Source organism: Agrobacterium sp. 10T429 (assembly GCF_056393925.1).
Genome location: NZ_JBFTGV010000012.1, coordinates 97,829 through 117,134, shown reverse-complemented (window position 1 = coordinate 117,134; position 19,306 = coordinate 97,829). Strand labels below are relative to the sequence as shown.

Here is a 19,306-nt window from a genome sequence, read left to right as displayed (position 1 = left end):
TATGCTCGACATTCTCTTTATCGGCCTCAGTCTCGGCTCAATCCTTCTTCTGGTGGCACTCGGTCTTGCCATCACCTACGGCGCCATGGGCGTCATCAACATGGCCCACGGCGAAATGGTCATGATCGGTGCCTACGTCGCCGTCCTCTCGGGCATCTGGCTGAAAACAGGCCTTCTGTTCGCAATTCCCCTGGCTTTTGTCGTGACCGCCCTGCTCGGCCTGGTGATCGAGCGGGTGGTGGTGCGCAGGCTTTACGGCCGCCTGCTCGACACGCTTCTTGCCACCTGGGGCATTGCCATCCTTTTGCAGCAGGCCGTAAGGCTCGAATTCGGCCTCAGCTTTTTCGGCATTCATATCGAGGGCCTGGGAGCCGGACTGCAAAACGTCGCCGTGCCTTCGTATCTGCAGGGCACCTTCAGGTTCGCCGGCGCCGACATCAACGCGTATCGCACCTTCATCATCGCGGTGACGGCCGCGTTGACGCTGGCGACATGGTTCATTCTCTACCGGACGACAGCGGGCATGCAGGTGCGCGCCATCATCCGTAATCCAAAAATGGCCGCCGCTTGCGGCATCGATGTGAAACGCATCAATGCCCTGACTTTCGCCTTCGGTTCCGGCCTTGCGGGCGTCGCCGGCGTAATGATGTCCGGCTTCAAGACCGTTTTCCCCGACATGGGCACGACGATGGTCGTTGACGGTTTCATGGTCGTGGTGACCGGCGGGGTCGGCAGCCTTTTCGGCACGGCCCTGTCGTCAGGGCTTCTGGGCGAAATCAATGCGCTGGTGGCGATTGGAACGAACGACATTCTGGCGCGCGCCGTCGTCTTCGGGGTCGTCATCCTCGTCATTCTCGTCAAGCCCAGCGGGCTATTCTCGTTCAAGGGGCGCTAACATGAGCATCGAACGAAAATTCCAGGTCGCCGCCTATGTGCTTTTCATCGCGGTGATTTTTGCAGCGCCGGTTTTCGGTGACGAATTCTGGCTGAACCGCATTTCGAAATATCTGGTCTACGGCATGCTCGGCGTCGCCATTGCGCTCACATGGGGATATGCCGGCATTCTCAATCTCGGCCAAGGGCTGTTTTTTGGCCTGGGCGCCTACATGCTCGCCATGTCGCTGAAACTGTCGAGCCTGACCAGTCTGCAACAGGGCTCCGACAGGCCGGTTCCGGATTTCATGCTGTGGAATGCCGAGCCCGGCGCGCCGACGGAACTTTGCTGTATCAACAAGGGCTCCTTCCTCTGGCTTCCGTTTCAGAGCCAGTCCGTGGGTCTCGTGCTTGGCATCGTGCTTCCCGTCGTGATCGCCGGGGCACTCGGCATGCTGGTTTTCCGCAAGCGTATTTCCGGTGTCTTTGTCTCGATCATCACCCTGGCGCTTGTTCTGCTTGTGCGTCTCGTCATGGTCGATGCGCAACCGGTGACGAACGGTTTCAACGGCCTGACCGATCTTGGCTGGCTGACGATCGGCGGCATCGAATTCGACCCCTACAGCCGGGCAACCTATTATCTGTGCGCCGCATGCCTGTCCCTGACGCTCATCGGCGCGCGTCTCATCGTGGAGACCCGTGCAGGTATGATCCTACAGGCGATCCGCGACGATCAGCTTCGCGCCCGCTATCTTGGCTTCGACGTCTCTCTTTACCAGGTATTCTTCTTTGTCATTTCTGCAGGCATCGCCGGCGTTGCCGGCATGCTCTATGTGGTCGTCGCGGAGTTCGCCTCGCCGACCTTCATGGACCTGTCTTTCTCGGTGACGATGGTCGTCTGGGCTGCCGTCGGCGGCCGCTCCTCCCTGCTCGGCGCCTGCATCGGCGCGATCCTGATCAACATGATCGAGGCCGAGGTCAGCGAGACCGAAGCGCTGGTCGAGGCCTGGAAAGCGATCATCGGCCTCATCTTCGTCCTTGTCGTCCTGTTCATGCCGCGGGGCCTTGGCGGCGTCGCGCACGATGTGCTGCGGCAGTTTATCCGCCGTGTCAAACCAGGCCCGGCATCCTCATCGTTACAGCAACAAAGCGAGGCATTGTAATATGAGTGCAATCGCATTGACCATCGACGGTCTCAGCGTCGATTTTGGCGGATTCAGAGCCGTCAACAATGTCAGCATTACCGTTCGCGATGGCGAGTTGCGTGTGTTGCTCGGCGCAAATGGCGCCGGAAAGACAACTTTGATGGACCTGGTCAGCGGCAAGACCCGCAGCACAAAAGGCAGGGTCTTCGTCTACGACACAGACATCACCAACTGGCCGGAACACAAGATCGCCCGCGCCGGGATCGGTCGAAAATTCCAGATCCCCAGCATTTTTCGCGATCTCACCGTGCGGCAGAATCTGGAGGTCGCCAATTGCCGCAATCCATCGGTGTTTGCCAATCTCCGGTTTGGATTTTCACGCGCCGAAGCCAAACGCGTCGATGAGGTACTCGCCCTCACCGGCCTCGAAGCGGAGGAGAATGTGACTGCGGCTTATCTCAGTCATGGCCAGACGCAATGGCTGGAACTGGGCATGCTCATCGTCCAGGATCCCAAGGTTGTTCTGCTGGACGAGCCGACGGCGGGCATGACCCAGGCCGAAACCCGCAAGACGGCCCAGATCATCAAAAATCTCAAAGGCCGCCACACCATCCTCGTCGTCGAGCACGACATGGGGTTCGTCCGTGAAATCGCCGAACGCATCACCGTTCTGCATCTGGGAGAGGTGCTCGCCGAAGGAAGCGTCGGGGATATCGAGAGCAATCCGAAGGTCCGCGAGGCCTATCTCGGTTCGAAAGGAATATCCTGATGCTGACATTGAAAAACGTACACAGCTACTACGGCCGCAGCCATATCCTGCACGGCGTCACGCTTGATATCCCGGCGGGAAAGGTAACCAGCATTCTTGGCCGCAACGGTACCGGCAAGACGACCCTGTTGAAAACCCTGATGGCGCTGACCGACCGTATGACGGGCGAGATGCATCTGCAGGGGAAAGACATAGGCTCATCTTCGACGCATATGAGGGCACGGGCCGGGATCGCCTACGTCCCCCAGGGCCGGGAGATCATTCCCGATTTCACCATCCGCGAGAACATCCTGATGGGCGCCTTTGCGCGCACCGATCGCAAACGCGAAATTCCGGCACTGGTGCCGGAGCTTTTTCCATATCTGATGGCCAACCTTGATCGGCCCGGCGGTGTGCTTTCGGGCGGCCAGCAACAGCAGCTCGCCATCGCCCGCGCACTGGCCGCGGATCCGAAGGTACTGCTTCTCGATGAACCCAATGAAGGCATCCAGCCCTCGATCGTCGAGGAGATTGAAAAGATCATCATCCGGCTCAATCGCGAGATCGGCATGACGATCATCCTCGTCGAGCAGAACGTTGCATTTGCGCGGCATGCCTCTCACCACTTCGCCATGCTGGAGAAGGGAGGTGTGGTCGCGGCCGGCGCCATCGACGCGCTCTCCGACGCGCTGGTTCATAGGCATATGGCTGTTTGAAAAGACGCATCCTTTCATAAGACAATGGGAACAATCATGACACCGACACAAAGCTACACCGCCGCCGCTATCCAGTTCGAACCGACCATGTTCGAAAAGGCGCGCAATATCAGCCGGCTGAGCGCCCTTTGCGAGGAAGCGGCGCAGGCCGGCGCCCGCCTGATCGTCACCCCCGAAATGGGGACGACAGGCTATTGCTGGTTCGACAGGGCCGAGGTGAACCCCTTCGTCGAGGCGATCCCCGGACCGACAACCGATGTTTTCCAGGCGATTGCCCGCAAACACCGCTGCTATATCGTCGTCGGCATGCCGGAAGTCGATCCGGCGAGCGATCTCTATTACAATACGGCAGTTCTGATCGGTCCGGATGGCATCGTTGGTCGGCACCGCAAGTCGCATCCCTATATCGCCGAGCCAAAATGGGCCGCAAATGGCGACATCGTGCACGAGGTCTTCGAAACGGAGATCGGACGTATTTCAATGCTGGTCTGCATGGATCTGCACTTCTTCGAGACGGCGCGGCTGGAGGCTCTGGCCGGTGCCGACATCATATGCCACATCTCCAACTGGCTGCAGGAGCGCGCGCCCGCTCCCTACTGGATCAACCGCGCCTTCGAAAATGCCTGCTATGTCATCGAAAGTAATCGGTGGGGTCTGGAAAGAACCGTGCAGTTTTCCGGGGGAAGTTGCCTGATCGAGCCCGACGGAACGGTTGCCGCATCCATCGACACAGGCGACGGAATTGCCTATGGCAAGGTCGATCTTGCCCGTGCCCGTCGCCGCGAGGTCTTAAGCGAACCGGTCTTCAAGACGCGCCGGCCCGAGCTCTACATGAACATGATGACCAACAGCTTCACCTGGAACCCTGGCGATTACTTCCGCCTCTATGGCTATCAGCCAATCCCGCGCGGACGCAGATCGCGTGCAGCCGTTGCCCAGTTCGCGCCAACCTCGGTCATTGCAGACAATATTGCCCACATAACAAGGCTCGCAAACGAGGCTAAGGCGACAACGGCGCCGGACATTCTGGTGTTCCCGGAACTGTCGCTGACCGGACTTGAGGCCCCGCAAACGCGTGCGGAGCCGCTGTCTGGTCCCACCGTATCCGCCTTCGTTCGTCTGGCCATGAAGCTCGGCTTTTATATCGTCGCCGGATTTGCCGAAGCGGACGAAGACAGGATCTATAACAGCGTGGTCCTTGCAGGGCCGGAGGGGCTGGTGGGCAGCTATCGCAAGACGCATCTGGGCGTCGCCGACAGTTGGGCAACGGCCGGCGACGAATGGAAAATCTACGACCTTGCCATTGGCCGGGTGGGCCTGGCGATTGGCCACGACGCGCTTTATCCGGAAGCCATCCGTTCGCTTTCACTCATGGGATGCGATCTTGTTGCCTGCCCTTCGGCGATCGCCGGCACCTTCACCGGCAGCCATGGCGGTACGAAAATCCCGCACAACTATCCGATCCCAAAGGGCGCCGATCCCTACCACTGGCATGCGCTTCGCGTTCGCGGCGGCGAGAACAACGTCTATTTCGCCTTCGCCAATGTGCTGGACCAGGAAAAGGGTTATCTGGGCAAGAGTGCGGTATTCGGGCCGGATTCCTTTGCTTTTCCACGTCAGGAATCGGCGATCCTGGATGAGGAGGGGATTGCCGCTGCGGCTGTCGATACCACCAATCTCGACACGCCATATCCGACGAACATCGTCCGGCGAAAAGACCTTGTCGTCATGCGTCAGCCGCATCACTATCAGCCTCTCGTCAAATGGCATCAGTAAAAGGCGGCACAATGTCGACGTCTTTCAGGTCATAGCGGCTCATGTGAGCCCGGAACCAGGAATCGGCGCGATGTGAAACCATAAAAGTGTCAAGCCGCAGACGACGATATGGCATTGGAGCAAGCCCAATGCTATCGTTCGTGCAATATAAAACGGGGCAAGACAATCATGGATTTGGTAATTCCCAGCTTAACAAATCTCAGCCTGTTCGTCAGCGCTACACTGGTGCTGCTTCTTGTGCCGGGACCGGCAGTTCTTTACATCTTCGCGCGCTCGGTCGAGCAGGGTCGCTCTGCGGGGCTCGTTTCAATCCTTGGCATCCATACGGCCACGCTTGTGCATGTCGCCGCCGCGGCTGTCGGGTTGTCGGCGCTCCTGGCATCATCCGCGCTCGCCTTCAGCGTCGTAAAGTATGCCGGCGCGGCCTATCTGATCTGGCTTGGCCTCAAAAAGCTTTTTGGCCCCTCGGATATTCCCGGCGTCGAGGGCGATTTACCCACACGGAGCCGCATGCGCCTCTTTCGTGAGGGCTTTATCGTTAATCTCCTCAATCCGAAGACCGCACTATTCTTTCTGGCTTTCTTGCCGCAGTTCGTTGAGGTCAATCGTGGCCATGTGGCTATGCAGATCGCTTTTCTCGGGCTTGTTTACACAGCGATTGGCGTTCTGACGGACAGCTCTTACGCACTTGCCGCCGGCACGGCCGGCAAGTGGCTGAAGCGCAGTCCCGCGTACCTGAAGGCTGAACGCTGGGTCAGTGGTTTCGTGTATATCGGTCTTGGCTTGACGGCCGCTTTTGCTGGCAATCAAAAGAAATAGACCATCCTGTTGTACCTTGGGAGTCGCCCTGAACGGCTAACCTATTGGAGACAACGGGGCGTCCCTTGTGTTCGATTTTTGTCGGCGTCGCTTTGATATGAGATTTCGTAGCAAGCCGCGATTGGCTGTGGCGCCAGATCGGCGCCAAGGCCCTGAGCGATCTTTACTAAATCGACGGTTTTCAACCGTTTATTAGCTTGCTCGTTCCGCTCGAAACCCAGAAGTTGCGCCAATGACGTTTCCAGGTTGGCCAACAGGGCAAAGATGCGGTTGCAGCAATTAGTATAATTCAAAAAACCTACGGAGACCGTTGGCCTCCGTAAGCCATCTTGTCAGTTGTCGCCCGTGCACAATGCCGGTCAGGCTCCGTATGGCACCCAAATGTTCTTCACCTGGATCGCCCTGCGCAGATAATCACGACCCTGCGCTTCGGTGCGATTTAGCCAATCGGGCTGACGGCCATTATTGACCCAGGTGGCCTTCAGGTTGCCCGCAGAAGCCCGCTCGACCATCGCGCTTCCCTCGGTCGAGCCGAAATACCACACAGCCGCAACGTCATCATGCTCGGCCAGTGTCTTTGCAAGCAGATCGCTTTCGCCGGTCACAATGTTGATGACCCCGCCGGGCATATCCGACGTGTCCAGCACCTGGTAGAAATCACCGGCAATCAATGGATGGCGAGACGACGGGACCACCACAACGCGATTGCCCATCGCTACTGCAGGCAGCACCAGCGACACCAGCGACAGGAGGGGTGCCTCATCGGGGCAAATGATCCCGACGATGCCCCAAGGCTCGTTCATGGCAAGCGTGACGTGACGCGACTTGGTGGAGTGCACGGCGCCATCGAACTTGTCTGCCTGGGCGGCATAATAGGAAATACGGCGCAGAGATGCGTCGACTTCGTCCTTCGCCTTCTTTTCGCTGACACCGGTGCTATCGATGATGCGGGCGACAAATTCGTCACGCCGTGCATCGAGGTTCTCTGCAAGATAATAGAGCACTTGCGCACGGTTATGGGCGGTTGCGGAACTCCAGCTGCCTGCCTTGGACGCTGCTTCCACAGCATTGCGGATGTCCTTGCGGCTGCCTATTCCGGCCATTCCAATCACGGCGTTGCCCTTGCCGGTCACCGAATAACTGTAGCCACCGTCGGGGCGGGCTTGCTTGCCGCCGATATAGTTCTTCATGGTTCGATCAAGGCCATCAATCGCCATCTTGCTGTCAGCGTTCGGCAATGCAGATGGCGTGAAGGATTCAGCGGGCTTTGTAACCGGCAGGCTCTTTTCCCAGTCTGCCGCCAGATATTCGTAAAGCCCCTCGCGCGCACCTTCGCGACCGAAGCCACTTTCGCGGTAGCCGCCAAAACCTGCACCGGCATCGAGCATGTTGGTGCAGTTGATCCAGACCACGCCAGCCTTGACGCGGGCGGCCAGATCAAGCGCTACGTTGATGTTTTCCGACCAGATGGAGGCGGCGAGGCCGTAACGGGTATTGTTGGCCAGCGAAACGGCTTCATCCGGCGTGCGGAAGGTGGTCGCCGCAGCGATCGGGCCAAAGATTTCCACCTGGCAAACCGTCGATGCCTGATCGACTTCGGTGAAGAAGCCGGGAGCGACGAAATTGCCGGTGGCCGGCAACGGGTTGGAACTCTGCCAAAGTTCACCGCCCTCTTCCACGCCCTTGCGTACCAGATCCGTGATGCGTTTCACCTGCGTGGCCGAAACAATCGCGCCGACATCGGTCGACTTGTCGAGCGGATCGCCGACCCGCAGGGTTTCCAACCGCTTTTTCAGCCGTGCATAAAATTTATCGGCAATACCTTCCTGCACCAGCAGGCGGGAACCGGCGCAGCAGACTTCGCCCTGATTGAACCAGATCGCGTCAACAACACCTTCAACCGCCGCATCGAGATCTGCATCCTCGAAAACGATGAATGGTGACTTGCCGCCCAGTTCCAGCGACAGCTTTTTGCCCGAACCAGCAATCTGCTCGCGAATAACGCGACCGACCTTAGTGGAGCCGGTGAAGGCAACCTTGTCGATGCCGTCATGGCCGCAGATTGCAGCGCCTGTCGAGCCATCGCCCTGCACGATGTTGACGACACCGGCGGGAAGGCCGACCTCGTGGCAGATTTCCGCAAAGGCGACAGCGGTCAGCGGTGTCAGGTCGGCAGGCTTAAGTACCACGGTATTGCCGGCAGCAAGCGCTGGCGCGATCTTCCACGCCAGCATCAGCAGAGGGAAATTCCACGGGATCACCTGACCGCAAACACCGACCGGCGAGAAACCACGGAACTCGTCTTCCACCATTTCGGCCCATCCGGCGTGATGGTAAAAATGGCGGGCGACGAGTGGGATGTCGATATCGCGGGTTTCGCGAACCGGCTTGCCGTTGTCCATCGTTTCCAGAACGGACAGGAAGCGCTCGCGCTTCTGTACATGTCGGGCAATGGCATAGAGGTAACGAGCGCGCTCGTGACCCGACAGCTTCGACCATTTTGCGAAGGCCGTGCGGGCGGCCTTGACCGCCTGATCGACGTCTTCCTCATTGCCGCGAATGATTTCCGCCAGCTTATCCCCGTTTGCGGGGTTTGACACGGAAATGGTCTCGCGGCCCTCCGGAGAAACGAACCGGCCGTTGATATAATGTCCAAACGAGCGTCCATGCGCGTCGAGCCACTGTTTCACATCACCATTGGCTTCGGGGGAAGGTCCATATTCCATGGTTTCCAAAATGTCCTTGATGGGTCGCATTTTTTCAGTCCTTACGCGGCAGCGTGATGGTGAGCGCTGGAATAGCGACCGGTTACGAAATGTTCGAGCTGGCGCTCGATATCGCCAAGCATCGAGCTGGCGCCGATGCGGAACAGGTCCGGTTCCAACCAGCGATTGCCCAGCTCCTCCTTCATCAGCGTCAGCCATGACAACGCGTCCTTCGCTGTCTTCAACCCGCCTGCAGGCTTGAAGCCGACCATCTGGCCAGTCAGTTCGCCGTAGTCGCGCAGCGCACGCACCATGGTCAGACTGACCGGCAGAGTGGCGTTGACTTCTTCTTTGCCGGTCGAGGTCTTGATGAAGTCCGAACCCGCCTGCATCGCCACCATCGAGGCGCGATAGACATTGGTAAGCGTATTGAGATCACCCGTCGCCAGGATAGCCTTCATATGGGCGTCGCCACAGGCTTCACGCATCGCGGCGATCTCATCATAAAGTGCTGGCCAGTTCTGCGTCAGAACGAACTCGCGAGTAATGACGATATCGATTTCCTTAGCGCCCTGCTCGACGGCATAGCGGATTTCTGCCAGCCGCTGCGGTAGCGGAGTTAGGCCGGAGGGAAAGCCTGTCGCCACCGATGCGACCGGAATAGTCGTGCCTTCCAGTGCCTTGACGGCATGGGGCACCATGGTCGGATAGACGCAGACGGCACCGGTTGTGATGCCGGCGTCCGCAAGGCCGAGTGCTTCAAGAATGTCGTCCCTGACCGGACGTCGTGCTTTCGCACACAAGCGGCGCACACGACCGGCCGTGTCGTCGCCGGACAGCGTTGTCAGATCGATGCAGGTAATCGCCTTGATCTGCCAGGCAACCTGATATTCCTTCTTGACCGAGCGCCGGGTGGTGATTGTTGCTGCCCGCCGTTCAGAGGCACTGCGATTGACCGATACATCTTCAAACCATTCCGGTTTGAGAGCCGTGCCGTTGTTTCTGGGGAATGCTTCGCTCATTTTCTGTCCATTCTTGGGGTCAGGCTGCGGCATGGTCATGTTCGCGGCAGAATGCCTCGAACTCTTCGATGCTGGCATAAGCCTTCTGTGTTCCGGGACGGGTGATGGAATGCGCCGCATAGAGAGATGCCTTCTTCAGTGAGGACACGACCTCTCCCGTTTCGGCATAAAAGCGGGCAAAGGAGCCAATAAAGGCGTCGCCAGCGCCGGTGGTGTCTTTCGGCGTTACCTTGACGGGCTCGATATTGACGATCTCATCTGACGTAATCATGCGCGCGCCACGTCCGCCCAGCGTCACGATGACGGTACGGATACCGCGTGCGATCAGGGAACGGGCGGCAGTGATGATTGCTTCGTCGGTCTCGGTCGGCAAGCCGGACAGTAATGCCAGCTCGCTCTCGTTCGGAACGAGGAACGTTACCTGGCGAATACGCTCCGGATCGAGATTGGCAGCGGCGGGCGCAGGATTGAGGATCGTCTCGATACCGTTTTGGGCCGCAAGTTCGATGGTGTGATAGACTGTCTCAACCGGCACTTCCATCTGCATGAGGATCAGACCGCACTGTTTCAGATCGGCGGCCGCCTTGTCGACCTCTGCCGGCAGAAGATCGGCATTGGCGCCCTTGACGATGAGGATCGAATTCTCGCCAGACTGCTCGACGAAAATCGGCGCGACGCCACTGGACTTGCCGGCAACCTTCACCACGTGACGCGTATCCACGCCGAAGCTCTCGAGATTGCGAATGGTATTGTCGGCGAAGACATCTTCACCGACCCGGGTGACCATCATGACGTCAGCGCCAAGACGCGCCGCAGCCACCGCCTGATTGGCGCCCTTGCCGCCGCAACCCATTTCGAAGGCGGGAGCTTCGAGCGTCTCGCCCGGTCCGGGCATACGGTTCACATAGGTGATAAGGTCGACCATGTTGGAGCCTACGACCCCGATTTTCTTGCTCATGCCGAAATTCCCTGGATATCCTGTTTCAAAGGGCGCTGATCCTGGCGCCGAACTGATCGGCGGCAGCGCAATCGAGATAGCCGAGCCGTACCGGAAACGCCCTGCGTTCGCCCGGTGCCAGGCTCTGCACGTTGTTCTTGGCCTTCTCCGCCAGATAGCCCTCCGGCTCGCAGGTCGACGGCAGGGCAAATGCGGCAACTTGCGAATCCCCATTGACCAGGATCCAGCGCACCGTCTTCGGGAAGGCGGCAAGCGGATAGGAGATGGCAAAGCCATCGCCCTCACGCCGCTGCATCATCAGATGCGTAAGCCCCTCGCCGTCCGTCGGCAGGCCGTTAATGTAAAACACCTGTTCGGGGTCGTAACGTTGCGGCTCGTTAAGCACTTCCATGGCTGAAGGCTGCTTTGCCAGCGTCTCCAGCAGGGAAAGATAATCGGGGTTTGGCGTCACATGGCCGGGCACGGCCGTGCGCACCTTCACCTGCTCCGGCGTATACGGCACGGGCTGAACGATGCGTGCACCCTCGGCATAAGCAAAGTTCACATGGCACATATACATGAGGTCCATGGGCGCTGATGACAGGTTCTGGATATCCATGACCATGTCAAAAAGCGTGTCTTCAGCGTGCAAAGTCACGCTGGGGCGGGCGAGATAATTGGCGCCGAAGCCCATGACATATTCAACTTCGCCTGTTACCCGAACATAGGCGCCGCGCGCGTCGTGGGCGACGACAAAACCGGCCTTGTCCATGGCGGCACAGGGCATTTCACCGTGCAGGGGGTGATTGTCCTGCGGCGACGGGCAACCATTGCGCAGCATGCCACTGTGGAATGCAAAACACCCATAGGTCTCGACGATTGAACCTGCCGGTCGTGGTATGGCAAAGCGGCTTCCCATGGTCAGGTCGACGCCGTTGAACGCCACGCTCCAGATCATCTGCCCCATGAAAGGCAATATGACGATCCGGCCGAGGCGGTTGTCCAATTGCAGTGCCTCAATGCCGGTGGCATAGCGGAAGGCGGTGACCTTCAGCCCATCGGTTGCGGCCAGAAGATGCGGGACGTCTGTAAAGTCCTGCCTGCGGAGATGAAATTCCGTCGCCTGCATGAGATCACCTGCCGGGGTTGCGCCACGCATTGATGGCGATGACGAGAATGAGGAATGCCCCCCAGATGAAGTCGATAAGGTGGTTGGAGAACCGCATCATCTGGAAGCCGGAGGAAAGCAGCATGAGGGCGATCAGTGCGATGGCGATGCCAAGAACCCGCCCCTTTCCGCCTGCGGGATTGGTGCCGCCGAGTACCGCGATCAGCACCGCCTGCAACAGATAGGACGCACCGTAGTCGGATTTCGCTGCATTGGTTCGGCCGGACAGAATGATCCCCGCCAGTGACGCCAGAACGCCGGTCAGCATGTAGGAATACAGCATCATGCGATCTTTGCGGATGCCGGCAAACACTGCGGCCCGCGGATTGGTCCCGATCAGCATCAGGTTGATGCCAAGCGTCGAGCGCGTCAGCAGGATAGCCACGATGATGCACACGGCGACGAACAGCAGGAACGGAGTCGCGATGCCGAAGATTTTACCGTTACCGATCCAGTTCCATGCATCGGGAAAACCGACGATCGCCGGCCCGCCGGTCATCACGAGTGCCAGTCCCATCAAGACCTGGCCTGTGCCAAGCGTCGCAAGGATTGGCGTAATGCGCAGTTTCGCGACCAGCAGGCCGTTGACCAAACCGGCCAGCAAGCCGACTGCCATGGCGAGCAGGATGCCAAGACCGGTGTATAACACCATGCCCGACGTAGAGGATTGCCCTGCCTGAACCATGGTGGAATGGAAATAGACGCCTGCGATGATACCCGCCAGATTGGCAATCCCCACCACGGAAAGATCGATGCCGCCGGTCAGCATGGCGATCATCATGGCGATGGAGAGGATCCCCAGTTCGGGCATGATATAGCTGATGGACTCGAAGTTGTAATAATTCAGGAACTTGCCGGGGTTCATCCAGGTCATCAGCGCGAAGACGATGACGGTGATCACAAGGAGCTGAAGGATGTTGTTGTCGTTGCCGAGAAGCCGGCGCATATCGAACGAATTTTTCATGATGCGCTCTCCCGTTACGCTATGCTTTTGCGATCGCGCCATGCGGTGATGGCGGTGGCGACGATGATGATCAGGCCGACAACGACGCGCTGCCAGGTGGTGTCCACCTTCATGATGATCAGTGAGTTTTTGACCATCACCAGCATGAACACGCCCATCAACGTGCCGAGAACCGTGCCGCGTCCGCCAAAGATCGATGCCCCGCCCAGAACCACGGCCGCTATCACGTCGAGTTCGAGACCGACAAAGTCACGCGGGTTGGCAAGCCAGATCATCGATGAGTGCAGCAGCCCTGAGAAACCTGCCAGCGCACCGGCAACGCAATAGACAAAGAAGATCGTCGCGCCCGTATTGAAGCCAACGCGCTTGGCCGCTTCGGGCGAGCCGCCATAGGCATAAACACTGCGCCCGATCATGGTGTAGGTGAGGACGAGGTGGATAACCAATGCCAGACCCATATAGACCACAAACATCGCGGTCAGGCCGAAAGTCGATCCCGTGGCCGACGTCAGCGAGATGACGTCGGTTTTGCCGAACCCGATCAGTTCCTTTGGCATCTTGTTGATGTTGACGATGCTGGTGCCGACGAGGCCTAGAACCAGACCACGCACGATCGATCCGGTTCCAAGCGTCACGATCAGCGGGATCATCCTAAAACGGTGGATAATGAAACCGTTGAACGCACCAAGAGCCAGCCCAATCAGCGTTGCCGAAACGAAGGGAACGAGCACGCCGTCATAACCCAGATAGACCATGGCGCGCACAGTCAGATACATCGCTGCAATGGCAAAGGCCGTGAACGAAACATCGATACCGCCGGAAATCATCACCAGCAGGACGCCGAGCGCCATAATGCCGATCACGACATTGGAACGCAGCAGCCCGAAAATGTTGTCCAGCGACCAGAATGCGGGGTTGATAGTACCAATAATGACCATGGCCGCCAGCAAGACGCCCGCGATAATAAATTCTGTGCTTCTGAAGAATTTCATGTTTTGCGGCCCCTCAATTCAGCGTCTTGAGCCGGTCATTAACGGCGTCTTCGGTCATGCCTTCTCCGGACAATTCATCAACGAAACGGCCGCGGTGCATAACCACCACGCGATTGCAGTTCTGCACCAGTTCCGGGACATCGTCGGAAATCATCAGCACGGACAGGCCTTCCTTTTCGGCCAGTTTGCGGATGATGTTATGAATCTGTGCTTTGGAACCAACATCGACACCGACGGTCGGGCCGTTCAGGATCAGCACTTTGGCGCCCGTCAGCAGCCAGCGGGCCAGAACCACGCGCTGTGCGTTGCCGCCGGACAGATGGTTGACCGGCGTGTGCGGTCCCGGCGCCACGATCTGCATGGCCGAGAACATATCGCGGGTCGTTTCGTCGGCCTTTTTACGATTGATGAAAAGACCGCGGACGAATTTCTCAATCGACGTGACAATGATATTGCGCTCGATCGATTGTGTCAGGAATAGCCCCTCGGTCAGGCGGTCCTCCGGCACATAGGCGACACCGCAGGCAATACCTTCCTGAACGGTCCTCGGGTGAACCTCGCGGCCTGCAAGGCGCACTGAACCTGTAAAGTCAGGGCGCATGCCAAACAGCGCCAGTGCAAGTTCGGTGCGACCCGAACCGATCAAGCCCGAAATACCGACGATTTCGCCCGGCCTCAGCGTCAGGTCGGCATTTTCCACCGAACCCGGAACCGAGAGATTGCGCACTTCCAGCACCGGCATGTCGGCGCCCTCCCGAGGAGCCCACTGGTAGCTGTGGGCGGTCAGTTCCTGCCCCGTCATCGCGCGTGTGATTGCCGGCTCGTCGAATTCGGCAATCGGTCCTTCGGCAACCTTCTTGCCGTTGCGGAAAACGGTCAGGCGCTCGCTGATTTCGAGCATCTCGCGCATCTTGTGGCTGACAAAGAGAACGGCAATGCCCTGCGCCTGAATATCGCGCACGATCTTGAACAGGGCATCGACCTCGTGGCGCGTTAGCGCCGTCGTCGGCTCATCCATGATGATCAGGCGCGCATCGGCCATGAGAGCGCGGGCGATCGCCACGATCTGCTTGCCCGACGTGGGCAGGCTTTCGACATCCGCATCAAGATCGATGCTCACGCCGAGGCGGTCCAACGCCTTTTGAGCCAGCTGACGAACCTGTCGCCAGTCGACCGTCTTGCGGCCTTCCATCAAGAATGTATTGATCGCCAGGTTTTCGGCGACCGTCAGGTTACCGAACAGCGAAAAATCCTGATAGATCACCTGAATACCGTGGTGAACGGATTTTACCGGATCGAGTTTGCCAACAGGCTTCCCGTCGATCAGAATCTCGCCGTCCTCGGGCGTGTAAACCCCGGACATGATTTTGATGACGGTGGATTTACCGGAACCGTTTTCACCGGCAAGGCAATGGATTTCTCCCGGGCGAATGCTCAGCGACACGTCGTCGAGCGCCTTCACGCCGCCAAACCGCTTGCCGATATGGCGCAGCTCGATCAGATTTTCAGTCATAATGGCCTCGTGCAAGGCTGGAAAACACGGGGTGTAAGGAGAGAGGGTTGCCCCTCCCTCCGTGGTTCGGATCAGAAGTCGTACTTGTCCATGTTTTCTTTGGTCACGCCGACCCAACCTGCGCCATAGAGCAGATGTGGCTTGGAGGCGTCAGGAACCAGCAGGCTTTCGTAACCGGGCAGGCCCATATTCAGGCCGGCCTTGATCTGCTCGTTCTTCTTCTCGAGAACCGCGACAGCCAGCATGTTCATGGCATAACCGGCAACGGCCGGATCCCAGAACTGAATGTACTGGATGTTATCGTTCTTGATGTATTCGCCGGCAACGGAAACCAGGCCCGTGCCCGAGAAGAAGACCTTGCCCGACAGACCGCCTTCGGCGATCAGGCGACCCGCGCCTGCCGATGTCGGCATCGGCGCGCCGAGAATACCGGTGATATCAGGATAGGCGGTCATCGCTTCCTTGAGTTTGGTGTAGTCGGTATTGGCGTCGTCATAGGTTTCCAGCCGCTCGGTCGCCTGCGACATTTCCGGGAAGTTGGCCTTCTGGTACTCGACGGCGCCATCTATCCATTCCATCTGCGACTTGGACGTCAGACTGCCAACGGTGGCGACATATTTGCCCTTGCCGCCCATGGATTTGCCGAGCTCCTTCATCAGGTTCGCGCCATAGGCCTTGTTGTCGAAGGCTTCGATGTCGAAATCGACGTTCTGGATATTGGAAGCCTCATGGCTGATGACGACAATGCCGCGATCGCGGGCTTTCTTGAGCACCGGCTCCACCGCTTCCACCGAGAACGGCACGATGGCGATGGCGTCAACGCCCTGCGCGATGAGATTTTCAACAATCTGTACCTGGGCGGCGGCATCGGCCTGACTTGGGCCAACCATCCAGACATCGTTTCCGGTATCGCCCTTGAACTGCTCGACGCCATCGCGCATGCGGTCAAACCACGCGATGCCATCCACCTTCACGACGGTCGCAATGGTGTATTTCTTGCCACTCGCCGCGGTGATCAATTCCTTGTTGACCTTCGATGTATCGACGGCACTCTGCGCAAAGACAGCCGACGCCGAAAGCGTGGCAGCAAGCGCGATGGTTGCGAAAATCTTGTTCACGGATAACTCCTCCCTTTGAAACTGCACTGTGCCGGACCTATTCCAGTCGCAGCACCCGACAATGGTCGATCCCTAACGCCGGTATCCGCTCCTCACGCGTCCGACGCCTCCTCATTCTCCCGGAAAAGGCTTCCCACGCCCCGGTAGATGGACCACGATGTGACCCAGAAACCTGTTGTCTTCCTCTCCCGATAATGCGAACTATTATGATACAATCCGATCATTATGTTTCGATCGTTTCATGTTTGTTGTTCTTCTGTCAAGCGTAGAGAGGGGCGATTGCAAGGAAACTAACACCGAAATATGAAGCGCAGGGACAAACCGAAAGCGGAGATAAGGTGAGCAGAATAAGTGCACACAATGCCAGGTTGGACGCACTGGCCGGGCTGGTTCAGGAAACGGGTGTCCTGAGGCTGCGGGACGCAGCGTCCCGGCTTGGCGTATCCGAAATTACCATTCGCCGCGACATTGCCGCCGACGGTCAGCGGCTTAGCTGTCTTGGCGGCTACATCATTCCGGTTCAGGATGGCGCCATCAGCAGCGACTATGTGCTCGAGCAGGAGAAGGACAGCCATGCAACTGCCAAGGCGCGCGCCTGCACGCAGGCGGCAGCTCTAATCGAACCATATGACACTGTATTCATCGATTGCGGAACGACGATGCCGCATCTGGCGCGGCAAATTCCGGCAAACGCCCATGTCACGGTCATCTGCTATTCCCTCAATGTTGCAGAGGAGCTGGCGAGCAGAACCGATGTCCGCCTGATCATGCTCGGGGGGGTCTATCATCCGGAAGCGGCTTCGTTTTCGGGTGATGAGGGTATCGAGGTGCTGAAGCGCATCAATATCAACAAGGCATTTTTGTCTGCCGGTGGCGTGGACGAACAGCATGGCGTCACCTGCTCACATTTTCATGAAGTGCCGATCAAGCAGATGGTTATGCAACGCTCGGTTCAAAAGCATCTGGTGGTGGACAGCAGCAAATTCAGAAAGGTGCGAGCCGCGCGCTACGCTGCCATAGGCGACTTCAACTCAGTTATTGCAGATCAGCCTTCACCCTGGGCTTGAGACAAACCGACAACGAGGGCTCCCAAATAAGCCTCGGGAGAGAGAGCTCAGCGATATCTTTCGCCCCACCAGGGCGAACATCACCGCAGTCCGGCCAGAAAGCCGGCAGAAACGCCCCTGCTGCTACACCATTCCTGCGTATCCTGATGGAAGATTTCAGCAATACGAAGGGAGAGGAAAGATCGGCTGATGTTCATCAGACGTGTCTTCCATGCCTCGTAGCGAGTTGGCCGAGTGAACGAGTGCCATCAATTAGCTGTTTGACTTGAACGCGCTCAAACACCATCTGTGCGACATGCCGAAGCATGAAAAACATCACATCGAACTGATCAGAACATGGACCCTGCCGGCTACCGTGACAATGGGGTCGGCCGTTCGCGCCAAAGGCGTCCTTCAAGAAATACAGGCAAGGCTGCCCGCTCATGCAAAAAAGTTGATCTCGCTCGAAGGAGTCGACCTCACCCTGGCGATGACGGCCAGTGAAAAGACCGCCTTCAATGCAGCAGCGACCATCGTCACAAAAGTGGTGACGGAGGCCGCTGCACTGCCGGTAATCCCGCGCGAAATCGAGGACATCCTGACTATCAAGACGAGCGAGCGGCATCGTTGGCTTGCCGACGGTCGCCTGCCGAGCGCGGGGACGCGAACGGTCAGACTGAATGGCCGCGCCCGTCAGATCACGTTCCATGTCTTTGACCCCAAGGTGGTCGAAGACCTTCTCGACCGTGGCGTTGTGGACGAATGGCGGGTGGAGGATGCAGAGGCGAAAGCCGAAAAGAGGCGGCGCGCGGCATATCAGGCGAAGCTGACGCGGTCGCTCAAGAAGAAGGTTGCGAAGCGGCCAACGACGTCTTCCGATGATCCGGCCTCGAAGCTCGGCGGCTGGGAGGAGTTCGACGTGGACGGACTGCTTCGTTAAGCACTTATGCCAGCACTCTTGGTATCACGCGCGATCACAGCACTTGGCCTGACATTTCATCGGCAGGGTCAATGTTCCAGCGGCGATCTTTGCCGTGAAAGAACATTCGTCGGCAGGTTCAACGCCGGAGCATTTTAAGTTCATCGGTTTAGAAACAGGAATGTTGGGTTATACGCCGGCCCACGCTGTAAACTATGCCGCTCTGCGGATCGGCATTGAAAACCACGTATCGTCGCTGCGGGCAGACCAGGTCAAAGGAGGTTTTATGGCACTCAAGGATATCGGTCTTGCGTTGGACGTTGTCTTTGGCCACGACTGTGCGGTTTCGATCAAGGCTTTGGTTGCATCGGAAGCCGTTTCGCGTCGCCATCGCTCTTGCGGCCTCCAGGCTGACACCTACCGCATCCAGCTTGCTCACGTCGCGATCATGCACAAAATCAGGTACCTTGGTTAGTCCGCATCCGCTGATACTCAAGCACGCAGCCACTATCACTGAAAAACGGAACATTTTCTCTCACTTTTTGTGCTTGCCTGATGGCTTGCTCCGATACGCATTGGCACAAGCCTCAAGGCAGCGGCTCGGCCAACATTCTTGGCCGTTCTTCCACAATTACCGCGATCGACACAAGGCGGTCGGAAGCGTTGTGACGGCCTCACCGCAAACTCGAAGCCCGAAAGCTGACAATTATTTCCGGTAGACCGTGAGTACCCCATGAGGCTGATCACTGCAGGTGTTGCGCGCACTCAAAGGAGCGGCCAAGAACGCCTGCCAGATATCCTAACAGACGGCAAGCAGGACTTTCTCCACCACGCTGAACGGGGGA

17 protein-coding genes are annotated in these 19,306 nt (G+C 58.2%); 9 read left to right on the top strand and 8 right to left on the bottom strand.

Annotation, left to right across the window (positions count from 1 at the left end; translation table 11 throughout):
* Position 1: 1 nt before the first annotated feature.
* From urtB to AC1DCP_RS22720, 6 genes are all read left to right on the top strand, one after another.
* Positions 2-895, top strand: a complete 894-nt coding sequence (urtB, locus tag AC1DCP_RS22745) for an urea ABC transporter permease subunit UrtB (RefSeq protein ID WP_019565873.1) — start codon at positions 2-4, stop codon at positions 893-895.
* Between the two features lies 1 nt (position 896).
* Positions 897-2,036, top strand: a complete 1,140-nt coding sequence (gene urtC / locus AC1DCP_RS22740) for an urea ABC transporter permease subunit UrtC (protein WP_476774650.1) — start codon at positions 897-899, stop codon at positions 2,034-2,036.
* 1 nt (position 2,037) lies between these two features.
* Positions 2,038-2,787, top strand: a complete 750-nt coding sequence (gene urtD, locus AC1DCP_RS22735) for an urea ABC transporter ATP-binding protein UrtD (protein WP_013637550.1) — start codon at positions 2,038-2,040, stop codon at positions 2,785-2,787.
* Positions 2,787-3,482, top strand: coding sequence for an urea ABC transporter ATP-binding subunit UrtE (urtE, locus tag AC1DCP_RS22730; RefSeq protein ID WP_003516996.1), 696 nt, complete (start codon positions 2,787-2,789; stop codon positions 3,480-3,482). The genes urtD and urtE overlap by 1 nt, the downstream gene beginning before the upstream one ends.
* A 24-nt stretch (positions 3,483-3,506) precedes the next feature.
* Complete coding sequence (locus AC1DCP_RS22725; protein ID WP_476774649.1) at positions 3,507-5,258, top strand: nitrilase-related carbon-nitrogen hydrolase; 1,752 nt, start codon at positions 3,507-3,509, stop codon at positions 5,256-5,258.
* A gap of 168 nt (positions 5,259-5,426) precedes the next feature.
* Positions 5,427-6,077: a LysE family translocator gene (locus AC1DCP_RS22720; RefSeq protein ID WP_013637548.1), complete on the top strand. Its 651-nt coding sequence runs from the start codon at positions 5,427-5,429 to the stop codon at positions 6,075-6,077.
* Between the two features lie 359 nt (positions 6,078-6,436).
* Here the strand turns inward: AC1DCP_RS22720 and AC1DCP_RS22715 are convergent, their stop codons facing one another.
* The 8 genes from AC1DCP_RS22715 to AC1DCP_RS22680 form a co-directional block, all read right to left on the bottom strand.
* Positions 6,437-8,833 carry an aldehyde dehydrogenase family protein gene (locus AC1DCP_RS22715; protein ID WP_065687671.1) on the bottom strand — a complete coding sequence of 799 codons (2,397 nt, stop codon included), beginning with the start codon at positions 8,831-8,833 and terminating at the stop codon, positions 6,437-6,439.
* A gap of 11 nt (positions 8,834-8,844) precedes the next feature.
* Positions 8,845-9,804, bottom strand: a complete 960-nt coding sequence (gene deoC / locus AC1DCP_RS22710) for a deoxyribose-phosphate aldolase (protein ID WP_025591671.1) — start codon at positions 9,802-9,804, stop codon at positions 8,845-8,847.
* 19 nt (positions 9,805-9,823) lie between these two features.
* Positions 9,824-10,762: a ribokinase gene (gene rbsK, locus AC1DCP_RS22705; RefSeq protein ID WP_013637544.1), complete on the bottom strand. Its 939-nt coding sequence runs from the start codon at positions 10,760-10,762 to the stop codon at positions 9,824-9,826.
* A gap of 25 nt (positions 10,763-10,787) precedes the next feature.
* Positions 10,788-11,870: an aldose 1-epimerase family protein gene (locus AC1DCP_RS22700; RefSeq protein WP_013637543.1), complete on the bottom strand. Its 1,083-nt coding sequence runs from the start codon at positions 11,868-11,870 to the stop codon at positions 10,788-10,790.
* Positions 11,871-11,874: 4 nt separating this feature from the next.
* Positions 11,875-12,873 (bottom strand): ABC transporter permease, encoded by a 999-nt coding sequence (locus AC1DCP_RS22695; RefSeq protein WP_013637542.1) that lies wholly within the window; start codon positions 12,871-12,873, stop codon positions 11,875-11,877.
* A gap of 14 nt (positions 12,874-12,887) precedes the next feature.
* Positions 12,888-13,865 carry an ABC transporter permease gene (locus AC1DCP_RS22690; protein ID WP_065687672.1) on the bottom strand — a complete coding sequence of 326 codons (978 nt, stop codon included), beginning with the start codon at positions 13,863-13,865 and terminating at the stop codon, positions 12,888-12,890.
* A 13-nt stretch (positions 13,866-13,878) separates the two neighbouring features.
* A complete protein-coding gene (locus tag AC1DCP_RS22685; RefSeq protein ID WP_003517010.1) occupies positions 13,879-15,378 on the bottom strand; it encodes a sugar ABC transporter ATP-binding protein in 1,500 nt (499 codons plus the stop codon).
* A gap of 71 nt (positions 15,379-15,449) precedes the next feature.
* Positions 15,450-16,496, bottom strand: coding sequence for an autoinducer 2 ABC transporter substrate-binding protein (locus tag AC1DCP_RS22680; protein WP_003517012.1), 1,047 nt, complete (start codon positions 16,494-16,496; stop codon positions 15,450-15,452).
* Between the two features lie 338 nt (positions 16,497-16,834).
* On the opposite strand from AC1DCP_RS22680, the gene AC1DCP_RS22675 reads away from it, so the two are divergent.
* From AC1DCP_RS22675 to AC1DCP_RS22665, 3 genes are all read left to right on the top strand, one after another.
* On the top strand, positions 16,835-17,563 hold the full coding sequence (locus AC1DCP_RS22675) for a DeoR/GlpR family DNA-binding transcription regulator (RefSeq protein ID WP_013637539.1): 729 nt from the start codon (positions 16,835-16,837) through the stop codon (positions 17,561-17,563).
* Positions 17,564-17,858: 295 nt separating this feature from the next.
* Positions 17,859-18,482 (top strand): hypothetical protein, encoded by a 624-nt coding sequence (locus AC1DCP_RS22670; protein ID WP_035200805.1) that lies wholly within the window; start codon positions 17,859-17,861, stop codon positions 18,480-18,482.
* A gap of 94 nt (positions 18,483-18,576) precedes the next feature.
* On the top strand, positions 18,577-18,936 hold the full coding sequence (locus AC1DCP_RS22665) for a hypothetical protein (RefSeq protein WP_236736209.1): 360 nt from the start codon (positions 18,577-18,579) through the stop codon (positions 18,934-18,936).
* Positions 18,937-19,306: the final 370 nt, after the last annotated feature.